Genomic DNA, 13,233 nt, shown 5'->3' on the forward strand with positions numbered 1-13,233 from the left:
TATATTATAAAATGGTTTTAACAGATTCATTCCTGCAAGAACTGCAGCAGTTGAGGTATGAACTTCATCAACACCCTGAAGTTTCTGGAGAGGAGCAGCATACAGCAGAAAGAATAACCGCTTTCATAAAAAACTATAGTCCTGATGAAGTTATTGATCAAATTGGAGGATATGGTTTAGCATTTATTTATAACGGCACTGCTCCAGGGCCTACGCTTACCTTTAGGGCTGAGTTAGATGCATTGCCTATTCATGAAATTAATAAGGTGCCCCATCGCTCTTTATATGAAAATAAAGGGCACAAGTGCGGGCATGATGGTCATATGATTATGGTCGCGGCCTTAGCCAAGCTACTTCATGACAAACGGCCTGCTAATGGTAGAGTAGTGCTACTTTTTCAGCCGGCAGAGGAAACGGGACAAGGAGCTCAATGGATGCTTAATGATGCTAAGTATAAGCAGATAGAACCTGATTTTATATTTGCATTACATAACCTGCCAGGGTATCCTAAAAATCAGATTATACTAAAAGAAGGTACTTTTGCCGCAGCTTCAAAAGGGTTAATTATTGAGCTGATTGGTAAAACCTCGCATGCGGCTGAGCCTCATAATGGTAATAGCCCCTTGAGAGCTATGTCTGAGTTACAGTTGTATTTGAATGAACTTACCTCTCATACGGAAAATTTACAGAATTTCTGTTTAGCTACCGTGGTGCATTCTCGTTTAGGAGAGCGGGCTTTTGGCACTACGCCTGGTAAAGCGGTAGTTATGACTACCATTAGAGCGTATGAAGATAGCGATTTAGCTAAAATGGAAGCTGCTGCTGTGGCTTTTGCTAATAGATTAGGTGAGAAATATGGGCTGAAAGTAGAGGTTTCTGATACAGAAAGCTTTAGTTCTACCCTTAATGATCCTAAAGCTGTAGATATGATTACAGAGGCAGCATCTCTTGTAAGTAATGATATTATTGGTAAAGATAAACCTTTCCGATGGAGTGAAGATTTTGGCCTCTTTACCCAATCATGTAAGGGAGCTTTGTTCGGTTTAGGAGCTGGTGCTGATACCCCCGATTTGCATAACCCTGACTATGATTTTCCCGATGATATAACTGCTACTGGTGTCACCGTTTTTTATAACATTATTAATAACCTTTTAAATAAGGCCGATGCATGATACTTCATTGATCATGTTGGATTATGACGCATTGTCTGCCAATATTGATTTTATTAAAAGCCGCCTCAAGCCTGGGGTAAGGCTATCATCTGTAGTGAAAGGAAATGCCTATGGACATGGCATAAAACAAATGATTCCCTTGCTACAAAAATGTGGTGTAGACCATTTTTCTGTTTTTAGTGCTACTGAAGCTCGGGCAGTTTATGAAATAACAGGTTCTGAATGTACCATTATGATCATGGGCCATATCCATGATGATGATATAGAGTGGGCCATAAAAAATCAAATAGAGTTTTTTGTTTTTGATCAGGAGCGAGGAGCTATAGCTATTGAAGTGGCTAAAAAAATAAAACAAAAGGCGCGCATTCATGTTGAATTGGAGACAGGGTTCAATCGTACAGGTTTTAATAAAAAGGATCTGTTAAAGTTTATTGAGCTGGTAAAAGCCAATAAAGAACATTTGCAAATAAGTGGTGTATGTACTCATTATGCAGGTGCTGAAAGTGTAGCTAACTTTGTAAGAGTAAAAAAACAAATAAATAAATACAATAAACTTTGTAAATTACTCATAGAAAATGGAATTGACACAGGCATAAGACATACAGCCTGTTCTGCGGCCGCCATGGCGTATCCCAAGACTCAAATGGATATGGTACGTATAGGAATCTTACAATATGGATTTTGGCCCAGCAAAGAAATATTGATAGACTATTTAAGTCAATCAAAAGATGCTACCAAGCATGATCCTTTAACCAGGGTGATTACCTGGAGTAGTAGTCTAATGAGTTTGAAAAAAGTAAAAACGGGAGATTTTATTGGTTACGGAACCAGCTTTTTGGCTCATCATGACATGCGAGTAGGTATAGTACCTGTAGGGTACTCTCATGGCTATGGAAGAGCTTTGAGTAATCAGGGTAGAGTATTAGTGAATGGAAACAGGGTAGGAGTAGTAGGAATGGTAAATATGAATATGATGATGATTGATATAACCGGAATACCTGATGTTGAGAGAGGAACTCCTGTGATTTTAATTGGAGAACAAGATAATGTTGATATATCCGTGGCTTCGTTTGGTGAAATGAGTAACCAATTGAATTATGAGCTACTTACCCGCTTGCCGTTGGATATACCACGAATAATAAAATAACAATGGCTTTTTTAGAATTATATAAAGACCGACTAAAACATAACTACAGCTATTTAGAGAAGCTTTTTAAGGAAAGACATATCGAATGGGGAGTAGTTACTAAGTTATTATGTGGAAATGAAGATTACATAAGAGAGGTGATCAATTTGGGTGCGAAAGAAATCCATGACTCTCGTATTAGTAATCTTGAGGTGGTTAAAAAGATAGACCCTACTGTGCAAACGGTGTATATTAAACCTCCGGCTAAAAGAAGCATCTCACATGTAGTGAAATATGCTGATGTAAGCTTTAACTCTAGTTTTACCACTATTAAGCTACTTTCAGAAGAAGCGGCAAGGCAAAACAAAATGCATAAGATCATTATCATGATAGAAATGGGTGATCTGAGAGAAGGCGTTTTAGGCGAAAACGTGATAGAGTTTTATGCTAAAGTTTTCGAGCTTCCTAATATTAATATTACTGGTATTGGCACCAATCTTAATTGCTTGCATGGCGTGATGCCTTCTCAAGATAAATTAATTCAGCTGAGCCTTTATAAGCAGCTGATTGAGGCTAAATTTAATAGAGATATACCATGGGTATCTGGAGGTACGTCAGTTACTATTCCGCTGTTGCTTAAAGAAATGAGGCCTATGGGAATCAATCATTTCAGGGTAGGTGAGATTTTATACTTCGGTCTTAACCTTTTTACTATGAAAACAGTAGAAGGGATGAAAGATGATGTATTTAAACTCTATGCAGAGATAATAGAGCTTTATGAGAAACCAAAAGTGCCGATAGGAGAATTGGCAGAGAATCCATCTGGAGAGTTGATGCAAATTAATGAGGAAGACTATGGAAAAACATCTTACAGGGCTATTATAGATATTGGTCTTTTAGATATTTCACCTGAGTATCTTATTCCCGATGACCCCAAATTAGAAGTCACCGGTGCAAGTAGTGATATGTTGGTTATTGATCTTGGGCAAACTACCGGAAATTATCAGGTAGGTGACTTGCTTTCATTCAAACTTCGCTATATGGGCGCTTTAAGTATTCTTAATTCTGATTATATCGACAAAAAGATTATTTAGTCTTTTTGCTTTCAGTGATGTTTTCTTTGCTCCCTTTTAGGCTAAGTCTTATAGCACTGAACTTAATGATTGATACAAATACTACCCCTCCAATAATATTACCTACGGTAGTGAAAAATTGAAAATGAAAATAGTCTAACATTGAAAGCTTGTCAGAAACCAGCACCCCGGCAAGCACTTCAATAGACCCTACTATAGAGTGGTGCAAGCCTCCAACTCCTATAAGTGCTGTTATGAGAATGACCATAATTACACGGCTAATGGTTTCTTGCGAAGAGGTTACTAACCAGGAAAGTTGCCCCATTAGCCAACCGGCCAATATGCTGCTTCCTGTAATAATCACCCAGTCATACTTAGTAAGTTTATGCGCCAAATGATAAAAGGCTTCTTGTGAAATAATACCCATATCAGGCCCCAAATAGGCCAATATAAAGGTCATAATATAACCGCCAATTAAATTGCCAAGATAGATAACGCCCCATAGTTTTAATAAGCTTCTAAAGTTAGTTGCTCCTTGTAATACAGGAATAACTGCCAACGTGGTATGTTCTGTAAATAACTCAGACCTGCCAATAACCACGAAAATAAAACCGATAGGATAAGATATAGCAAGAATGAGGTGCATAATGTCTTCTGACACCTGATCATGCAATAGAGTATACATGATTCCGGCTAAAAATAGGGTAAAGCCTACCTCCAGACCGGCGGCAAGAGCAGAAACAAAGAGACCCATAGGAGAGCGCTTGTGTTCTGCCATACCTGTATCAATCTGCTCTTGAAAAATGTGATAAATGCTTTTTGGCTCATTACTCACGTCTTCCACCTTCTGAGGTTTCGGTTTTAAAAAATTAAAAATGCCCATATATTAATTACTTGAATGAATATAATCTCTTAAAGCGATAAATTGTTTTGATTATGATCGTGTAAATTTTTCCACATAAAGTATGTTCCACTACTCACTTCTTAAGATTTATAATGATTGTAAGTATCGTTCTAGCCTATAAATCAACTGCTAGATCTGGGTTTAAATTAAATAGCGGTCGTTTATGCCTTTTTTAGATCAATATTCGCTGTTTTAGTATGGTTCTTGCCCCTTTAATGTCAAAAAAACATTAATAGTTATGAGCGTAAAGACAGAAGTAAAAAGAGAGAAGAAAGATAATAATTCAACAGAGAAGAAGAGTAGACTTTGGGCTTACAAAAAATTAGGTTTTTCAAAGCCTGAAACTGCAGAAATAGTGAATACACTTAATCAACTTTTGGCTAACTACCATGTTCATTACCAAAAATTGAGAAATTATCACTGGAATGTAAAAGGCCCTGATTTTTTCGATATTCATGAAAAATTTGAAGAACAATATAATCAGGCAAAACTAAATATTGATGATATAGCTGAGAGAATTAGAGTATTCGGTTATACACCTATGAGTACTTTAAAGGAGTATTTAGAAAATAGTGAAATCAAAGAAACCGGATCTGACATGGAGGGTATGTCTATGGTGAGAGAAATTCTTAATGATTTTGAAATACTTTTAGGCTATATGGTTAATGTGGCTGACGCAGCTATCGACGTAGGTGATGTAGGTACAGAAAATATGATTAATGGTTTTGTAGAAGAAATGGAAAAAAGTCACTGGATGTTCACAGCATTTGCATCAAAGGATTAAAAGGCTTAGATTAGTTCAAGATAACCAAAGGCTACGTGTGCGTAGCCTTTAACTTTTTAATCAATGGATGCTAGAGGAAAAGAAATATTAGTACCAGTTGATTTTACCATGGCTGCCAAATATGGAATTGATAACGCAGTCCGATTGGCTAACCGACTACATACCAACATTCATCTTGTTAACTTTATTCCCCCACCAGATGACAAGATAAACGAAAATACGCATGTTGAGGATGTGTTGAGTTCATCAATTAACCTATTAAAAGAAAACCAGGGTAAGCTCACTGAGTTGGTGCATAATGTAGGCTCATCTAATAACAATGTTTTTTCTGAGATAAAAATAGACCGCTTTGCTTCAGGTATAAAAAAACAGCTCAAGAATAAAAACATCGGTATCATAGTTATGGGGCTAAATGGTCATTTAAGCATAGGTGATACGCTCTGTCAAAACAGAAGGGCAAACGATATCATCAGGCTAGGCTGTCCCGTTATGGTCTGTAATGAGCATGTAGATGCACTTACTGAAGCCAAAAGTATTTTGGTTTCTATGGACGAAGATTCATACCTCAATGACAACTTTAATAAGTTTGTCAACCTCACTAAAAACCTCTTTTCAAAATGGCATTTTATCCATGTTAATTATCGCAAGGATAAAAAACTGTGGAATAAAGAAGAGTTGAAGCAGTTTCTGATTAAACATGAAATGCCGTCTACCTCATTAGAAGTGGTAGATAGTGATGATAAAGAAGCTACCATTATGGAATATGCAGCCAAGAAAAAGGCTGGATGTGTAGCAGTTAACAGGCACGGTAAATCATCTAGCTTTAAAGATTGCCAAGTAGAGAAACTAGTGGCAGAAAGCAGCTTCCCGGTCTTTATTTATTAAGGATAGATAAGTTTAAAACCAAGTTAGGATTAGGGCAATTGTTTAGATAAAAGTCCTTTTCTGAAGGTTTAGCCACACCTGGATAGTCTCCTTGCTTGCCTTGTAGATCCTTTATGATCTGAAAATGTAAATGAGGTGGCCAATGCACATTTTCTTCAAAAGCTCCTAGGGTGGCAATTTGCTCACCTTTTTTTATGGTTTTACCAATATACTTGCCCTCTAATGACGTTTTACTCAAATGGCCATAGAGTAGGTAAAAAGTATGATTTTCTAGCTCATGCTCTACAATTATAGTGGGGCCATAATCTCCAGGCACAGCATTATCGGCAAAACTATGGATTCGTCCAGCTAGTGGCGAGTGTATAGGCGTGCCAGCGGCATCCCAAATGTCTATTCCCAAGTGAATAGAGCGCGCCTCCTGATCAGGCCCATCAAAAACGTTGTTGTTTCTATAAATTACCCTGTCTTCTCCATACCCGCCAATAGCGGTTTTATAATTATTAACCTTTATTTGCTTTTGAATATAGGCATCAAGCTTTTGTGTGTTATTAAGTTTTGCTATCTCTTCGTTGCTTTCACTTAAGTTGATTAACCAAACCCTCTCTCTGTTAATATTATATGGCATTACAGGAGCAAAGTCTTGGGTATATTTATTTAAGATTGTTTCTAAACTCTCCATTTTAAAATCGCTAGGGCATTAAGGATCAAATTAAGCAAACAAACATCAGAAATAGCAATTTTGAAGCATTAAGTTTGAATGCCGCTGAATCTAATCCTTTCCAAGCTCAACATTATTTATAGACAATTGATAGGCCAAACACCTAAAAGAACACTGCCATTATCTCTCAGGGTAGTAGTGTTTGAATGGATAACTACGTCCTTACTATCATAGATTTACTATGTATTTCAGTCGATTAATTCAGTTTTTGTGGTGATTTAAGAGATGACCCTGAGCATGATTCAGGGTATTCCCTGATTCTCTTTAAGGGTATCAATGATACATAAAAATACGAAATTCTACCGATTGAATGAGAGCCTTCAAAAGATACCTTTGTAATACATCAATGGAATAAAAATCCACTTTTTGGAACAAAATTGATAAAAAAATGGCACTCGAAAAAAAGGAACAAAAAGAAGAAATTGCTACTAAGAAGAACAGCAATGGTAAGGTTACTTCGGTGAAGCCTGTCAAAAATACTACAGAACATGTAGATTTTTTACAGGTGATGGAGGGAGCTGCGCTCCCAATAATAATGACTAACTCAAAAGAGGAGATAATATACTTTAATGAGTCGGCTGAAGAGTTATTTGGCTATGAAAGAGGTGAAGTTATAGGTCAACCTACATCTATTCTTACACCTGCCGAAGATGAAGTAGATATGGATGCTCATGAGCTTGAAAACGGAGTGTCTATGGAGTCAAAAATCAAAACGAAAGAGGGGAAGTTGGTTGATGTTTGGTTTACCCGTAGCGAGAGCGTAAATAATAATGAGAAAATCTACACAGCTTTTATTCAAGATATTAGTCAGCGTAAGAAGCTCGAGGAGGAGTTTCAGGATCAGTTAGAAGAGTCTAAGGCTCAGGAAGAAGAGCTAAGGCAAAATATGGAAGAACTTGCTGCTACTCAGGAAGAGATGCAGAGAAGGCAAATAGAAATGGAGCACCTGAAGTCTAGTGTAGATACAGGTTGGTCTTCTATAGAGTTCGAACCAGATGGAACTATTATTACTGCAAATCAGAATTTTTTAGATGTCTTAGGTTATAGTACTCCGGAAGAAATCGCAGGTAAACATCACCGTATTTTTTGCGATAAGGAGTATGCTGAGTCACATGAATATAAACAGTTTTGGAATCAGCTAGGAGCTGGTAAAATACAGGCAGGTGAGTTTAAGCGAATAACTGCCATGGGCCAATTTGTATGGATAAATGCGTCTTACACTCCAGTGCGTGATGCTGAAGGGCGTGTAGTGAAGGTGATTAAAATTGCTTCTGACATTACTGATATGGTAGAGGCAAGAAAGCAAGGTGAGTATATCAAAAAGGCGGTAGATGCAGGTTGGGCCTATATAGAATTTGAACCCAATGGAACTGTAGTATCTTGTAATGAGAATTTTCTCAAAACAATGGGGTATAAAGATCAGTCAGAAATAGAAGGTGAGCACCATCGCATTTTTTGTGATTCACAATATACTTCTACTAATGAGTATACCCAATTCTGGAGAGATCTGGCGAATGGAATGAATAAGAATGGTGAGTACGCCAGGGTGAGAAAAGATGGTAAGTTAGTATGGTTACAGGCCGCATATACTCCTGTAAGAAATACTAAGGGTGACATAGAAAAAGTGATAAAAATAGCTGCTGATATTTCTGAAGTAAAATTACCAGTACTAGCGGTAAGCAAGATAATTGGTGAAATGGCACAAGGAGATCTTACACAGCAGTTTAGTGAAGATTCTGATGGCTATGTAAAAGAAATGGGTGATGCCTTAAATGTGGCAATAGAGAACTTAAATGCATTATTAGGTACTATTGATGAGAGTGCCAGGCAGGTGGCTAGTGCAGCAGATAATATGAAGGACAGGACAGACGGGATGAAGAATAATACTGCTGAAATGGCCTCTGCCATCTCTCAAATGGCTAAAGGTGCTCAAGACCAAGCCCAGAGAACAGATGAGTCTTCTAAGCTTACTGAGCAGGTTTTAGAGTCTGCAAGTAGCATGGAAACAAAGTCGGATATCATTAACAGAGCTGCAGAAAAAGGGGTGAATAGTTGTGAGGAAGGTCTGAAAATGATAAAGAACCTTGTGAACAATATGAACGGTATTAATGATTCCGCTTCACTAACCTCTCAGTCTATTCAAATTCTTACAGAGAGAGCCGAAGAAATCGGCAGAACATTGAATGTCATTACAGATATTGCCGCTCAAACTAATCTATTGGCACTAAATGCTGCTATAGAAGCTGCCAGAGCCGGAGATGCAGGAAGAGGTTTTGCTGTAGTGGCAGAGGAAATTAGGAAGCTAGCTGAAGATTCAAGGAAATCTGCGGTGGATATAGAGAAGATCATAGGTGATGTTCAGAAAGACACGCAGTCAGCCTCTAAGGCCATTGAGATTATGACTTCCAGCGTGAAAGATGGCTCTGGAGCTACAAAAGAAGCCGAAAAGATTTTCGAAGAAATAGCTACTTCATCAACAGAAACATTAGAACTAAGTAAGTTCATAAAAGAGGCCAGTTCATCTCAGAAATCATCTGTAGATACAGTAGCTAAGAATATAGAACAGATAGTGGTAGTTGCGGAAGAAACGGCCGCCGGTACTGAAGAAATAGCTACATCCTCAGCTGCACTTAATGGAGCTATGGAAGATGTATCTGCTTCAAGCAGCCAACTTACACAGATATCTCTTGAGTTAAAACAACGCGTTAACAAATTCAAATTGAAAAATCATGCAGAGTTTACAAGAAGATAAGTCCACTAAAAAAAATGCTCAGCCTAAAGAAAAAGAGGCTGAGCAAAAGGGTAAAGCATTACAGATTGTGGTCTTTAAGCAAGGAAATGAAGAGTTTGCTATGCATATAGATCAGATCAAAGAAGTAGTGATTACGCCTAGTATCACCAGAATGCCTCAAACTCCTGATTTTGTGTTGGGAGTAGCCAATATAAGAGGAAACATTATCGCCATATTGGATTTGGAGAAAAAGTTCGGATTCAAAAAGGATCCTAATGAAACGCTTGGAGGAAAGAATTTCACTCTTGTAATTGAGAGTGAAGAGTTCAAGATGGGGGTATTAGTTAAAGATGTTCCCAATACACTCACCGTGTATGAAAATGAAATAGAAGAAAGTCTGAATGTTATTCATGATTCTTCCATGGAGCAGAATTATATCAAAGGTATTGTTAAAAGAGAGGAAAGGCTCATCATCATGATCGATACTTTGAAAATAGTTACAGAATCTGAAATGAATGCTGTAGCTCAATCAGTTGTATGAATTTAAATTAAATCAATATGTCTAAGAATGTATTAATTGTTGATGATTCGCTCTATATGCGGAAAATCATTAAAGATGCTATGGAAGCTAATGGTTATAATGTAATAGGCCAGGCTGCTAATGGCGAAGAAGCTATAGACATGGCTTTTGATCTTATGCCAGACCTCATTACCCTGGATAACATTTTGCCAGATATGATAGGAACTGACATCCTAAAGGTATACAAAGAAGAAGGCCTTAAATCTAAAGTGATTATGATTAGTGCTGTAGGTCAGGAGTCTGTGGTTAATGAGGGTATATCCTTAGGAGCGGTTGATTATTTAGTAAAACCATTTACTAATGAGCAGCTTATTGCGGCTATAGCAAAAACTTAACTTCTATGATTAAGGCACTGATCGTAGAAGATTCTGGATTTATGCGAATACGTATTTCTGATGTTTTGCGTTCAGCCGGAATGGTGCAAGTGGTAGGCACAGCTAAAAATGGGGACGAAGGGCTCAAAGCTATTAAACTCAAAAAACCCGATGTGGTAATAACAGACATGGTTATGCCCGAATACGATGGCTTGTATTTGGTGAAAAATGCCATGAAGCAGAGTCCTGTTCCTATTATAGTGCTGAGTTCACTTGAAAGAAAAAGCACTCAGGTGTTTGAAGCGCTGGCACTGGGAGCCTTTGAGTTTTTAGATAAGCCCAAGAGCGAGCGAGGATTAGGTTTTAATAAGCCGTTGATTGATTTAGTAAAAGCCGCTGTAGGTGTAGATGTAGGTACACTAAAAAAGGCAGCTCCGGCGAGAAATGATCTGGAGCACACTTTTAATGATCTCCTAAACTATGAAATAGTGGCCGTAGGTGCTTCTACAGGAGGACCAGGAGCAATAGAGACCTTTTTAAAAGGACTCCCGGCAAATTTCCCTGTACCTATTGTTATAGCTCAGCATATGCCGCAAAGGTTTATAGAATCATTTGCTCTGAGATTAAATGCACTAACAAACCTGAATGTGAAAGTAGCACAAGTAGGTGAGAGATTGCAGCCGAACTATGTCTACCTCTGTTCTGGGGAGTTCAATACCGAAATAATGACGGATAAGGCATCAGGACATATTCTTTTCGGTAAAAAGAAGCGGAAGTTTAAAGAATTTAATGATCCTTCAGTGGACTGTCTTTTTCTTTCAGTAGCAGAGGTGTATAAGAACAAAGCCATAGCAGTGATAATGACAGGAATGGGGAAAGATGGCATGGAAGGGATTTGCAAGATTAAAGAGCAAGGAGGCCTATCTATAGCGCAAAATGAAAAGAGCTGTGTAGTCTATGGAATGCCAAAGGCAGTAGTTGATGCAAAGGCTGCTGATTATGTAGTACACATTGATGAAATACCAGGATTTGTAACCAGCTGTTTTAGTTAACCAACCAGTATTATGAAATCAAACGATGAAGAGTACAAAGAGATTTTCTTAGCAGAGGCTCTGGAGAATTTTGAAGAGATTAATAGAGTATTAACGCAGCTTGAAAAAAAGCCTACCGATTCTGCTCATATTAACACGCTGTTTAGAATTACTCATACTATGAAAGGCAATGCCACTGCTATGGGGTTCGAAGGGATTAGCTCACTTACCCATGTAATGGAAGATCTTTTCGGTGAGGTGAGAAATAAGAGAATAGAGCTGGATAGTGAAATATTTACAGCACTATTTAAGGCAGTAGATGTTTTGGAAGCCCTAATAGGAGCCATAAAAACAGGACAAAAAGTTCAGTTTAGGGGAATACAGACCAAGCTTAAAGTAATAATAGAGAGGGCAACTGCTGAAAGTTCTGATGAAGCTACATCAGAAAAAGCAGAAGAAACTAAACCTATAGAACCCAAAGAGTCAAAAAATAAGAGTAAAAAGACTGCTCCTTCTAATGCTAAGAAGAAGGAGGACTCTAAAGAATCCGAACCTAAAGAAACTAAGTCTAAAGAATCTGAACCTAAAGAATCCGCCCCAGAGCCTTTAAAAGTAATAGAAGAGGTGCTTAATGAGGAGGAGGAAGAGCAGGAAGAAGTGGATTTGCCTTCGTCTGATTCCAAAATAGTAGTTTCTGATTTGGTGCATGTACCTGTGAGAAAGCTTGATAACCTTTTAAATCTAGTTGGTGAGCTTATCATCGAAAGGGATCGAATATTGGCATCATATAGTACAAGTGCTCATTCTAATGAATTTTCCAGATTAAATAGAATATCCTCTGACTTGCAGTATTCGGTTATGGATGTGCGGTTAGTACAAGTTGGGTTTTTATTCAATAAGTTTCATAGAGTGGTGAGAGATGCCGCTAATCTTGAAGGTAAAAAGGTAAGGCTTGAGCTCTCAGGGGTAGATACAGAAATAGATCGAAATATATTACAGATTATAAGTGATTCATTAATTCACTTGATTAGAAATTCGGTAAGTCATGGAATAGAATCTCCAGAAGAACGTGAAGCTCATAATAAGACAGAGGAAGGAGTGATTTCTCTAAGTGCTTTTAATGACAGTGATGGTGTGGTAATAGAAATTAAAGACGATGGAAAAGGTGTAGATATCGAAAAAGTTAAAAAGAAAGCTATAGAAAACGGACTGATAACTCAGGAGATGCTACCTCTTATGAGTATGGATGAGATCCTGCTGATGATATTTGAACCAGGGTTTTCTACAAGAGAGCAGGTTTCTGCCCTTAGTGGTAGAGGTGTAGGGATGGATGTGGTAAAAAAAGCCACCGACTCCATTGGAGGTAACATAAAAGTAACTACAGAAGAGAATGAAGGAACCACAATCCGATTAAAATTACCTGCTTCTATGGCCGTAAAAGGCACTCTTTTATGTATGCTGGAGGAGCAGACTTATGCTATACCTCTATCTTATACGGAGGCAGTGGTGTCACTGTATAAGAAGGATCTTCATAAATTAAGTAATGGCTTAGTAAGCACTTACTTGGGTAGAACAATTTCCATAGTATTTCTTAAGGATTTGTTTGATTTAAGCAATGGCAAGAACCTGAACAAAAAGAGAATTTTACAATCAGGCTTCGATGATCTACATGCAGAGGCTCAATTGCCAGTAGTCATTGTTTCTCATAATGGCAGGACTATTGGCTTGGTAGTAGATAAGCTGTTACAGCAAAAAGAAATTGTAGAGAAGCCTCTTTTTAAGCCATTAGATAATATCAAAATACTGAGTGGGGTAACAATTTTGGGTAATGGTAAGGTGTGCCCGGTTCTTAATATCGCCTCCATAAATAATATGATTTTCACAGCTACTCTAGCTAATCAAAAAGTTTATTAAA

12 protein-coding genes are annotated in these 13,233 nt (G+C 37.8%); 10 read left to right on the top strand and 2 right to left on the bottom strand.

From position 1 onward, the window contains the following. Positions 1-11 precede the first annotated feature (11 nt). Genes LVD15_RS18495 through LVD15_RS18505 form a run of 3 tightly spaced genes read left to right on the top strand, consistent with a single transcriptional unit; the run spans position 12 to position 3,392 of the window. On the top strand, positions 12-1,172 hold the full coding sequence (locus tag LVD15_RS18495; RefSeq protein ID WP_233776695.1) for an amidohydrolase: 1,161 nt from the start codon (positions 12-14) through the stop codon (positions 1,170-1,172). Then, entirely contained in the window at positions 1,165-2,319 is a 1,155-nt protein-coding gene (alr, locus tag LVD15_RS18500; RefSeq protein ID WP_233776696.1) for an alanine racemase, read from the top strand. The genes LVD15_RS18495 and alr overlap by 8 nt, the downstream gene beginning before the upstream one ends. 2 nt (positions 2,320-2,321) lie before the next feature. Beyond that, positions 2,322-3,392 (top strand): alanine racemase, encoded by a 1,071-nt coding sequence (locus LVD15_RS18505; protein WP_233776697.1) that lies wholly within the window; start codon positions 2,322-2,324, stop codon positions 3,390-3,392. Here LVD15_RS18505 and LVD15_RS18510 read toward each other — a convergent pair. Next, entirely contained in the window at positions 3,385-4,254 is an 870-nt protein-coding gene (locus LVD15_RS18510) for a formate/nitrite transporter family protein (protein WP_233776698.1), read from the bottom strand. The genes LVD15_RS18505 and LVD15_RS18510 overlap by 8 nt on opposite strands. A 259-nt stretch (positions 4,255-4,513) precedes the next feature. Between LVD15_RS18510 and LVD15_RS18515 the strand changes: the two genes are divergently transcribed. Beyond that, positions 4,514-5,059, top strand: a complete 546-nt coding sequence (locus tag LVD15_RS18515) for a Dps family protein (RefSeq protein ID WP_233776699.1) — start codon at positions 4,514-4,516, stop codon at positions 5,057-5,059. Between the two features lie 63 nt (positions 5,060-5,122). After that, on the top strand, positions 5,123-5,944 hold the full coding sequence (locus LVD15_RS18520; RefSeq protein WP_233776700.1) for a universal stress protein: 822 nt from the start codon (positions 5,123-5,125) through the stop codon (positions 5,942-5,944). Here the strand turns inward: LVD15_RS18520 and LVD15_RS18525 are convergent. Further along, positions 5,934-6,623, bottom strand: coding sequence for a peptidoglycan DD-metalloendopeptidase family protein (locus LVD15_RS18525; RefSeq protein WP_233776701.1), 690 nt, complete (start codon positions 6,621-6,623; stop codon positions 5,934-5,936). The two genes, LVD15_RS18520 and LVD15_RS18525, sit on opposite strands and share 11 nt — an antisense overlap. Before the next feature lie 427 nt (positions 6,624-7,050). Here LVD15_RS18525 and LVD15_RS18530 point away from each other — a divergent pair, with 427 nt between their 5' ends. The 5 genes from LVD15_RS18530 to LVD15_RS18550 are packed head-to-tail and all read left to right on the top strand — an operon-like array spanning position 7,051 to position 13,232. Then, complete coding sequence (locus LVD15_RS18530) at positions 7,051-9,414, top strand: methyl-accepting chemotaxis protein (protein WP_233776702.1); 2,364 nt, start codon at positions 7,051-7,053, stop codon at positions 9,412-9,414. Then, positions 9,392-9,934 (top strand): chemotaxis protein CheW, encoded by a 543-nt coding sequence (locus LVD15_RS18535; RefSeq protein ID WP_233776703.1) that lies wholly within the window; start codon positions 9,392-9,394, stop codon positions 9,932-9,934. Before LVD15_RS18530 ends, LVD15_RS18535 begins: the two co-directional genes overlap by 23 nt. Positions 9,935-9,951: 17 nt before the next feature. Next, the gene (locus LVD15_RS18540; RefSeq protein ID WP_202243433.1) at positions 9,952-10,308 is read left to right on the top strand and encodes a response regulator; all 357 of its coding nucleotides are present in this window, start codon (positions 9,952-9,954) and stop codon (positions 10,306-10,308) included. 5 nt (positions 10,309-10,313) lie between these two features. Beyond that, positions 10,314-11,339, top strand: coding sequence for a chemotaxis-specific protein-glutamate methyltransferase CheB (cheB, locus tag LVD15_RS18545; protein ID WP_233776704.1), 1,026 nt, complete (start codon positions 10,314-10,316; stop codon positions 11,337-11,339). A gap of 12 nt (positions 11,340-11,351) precedes the next feature. Continuing rightward, on the top strand, positions 11,352-13,232 hold the full coding sequence (locus LVD15_RS18550) for a chemotaxis protein CheA (protein ID WP_233776705.1): 1,881 nt from the start codon (positions 11,352-11,354) through the stop codon (positions 13,230-13,232). The last annotated feature ends 1 nt before the right edge of the window (position 13,233 follow it).

Source organism: Fulvivirga maritima, assembly GCF_021389955.1.
Taxonomy (GTDB): Bacteria; Bacteroidota; Bacteroidia; order Cytophagales; family Cyclobacteriaceae; genus Fulvivirga; species Fulvivirga maritima.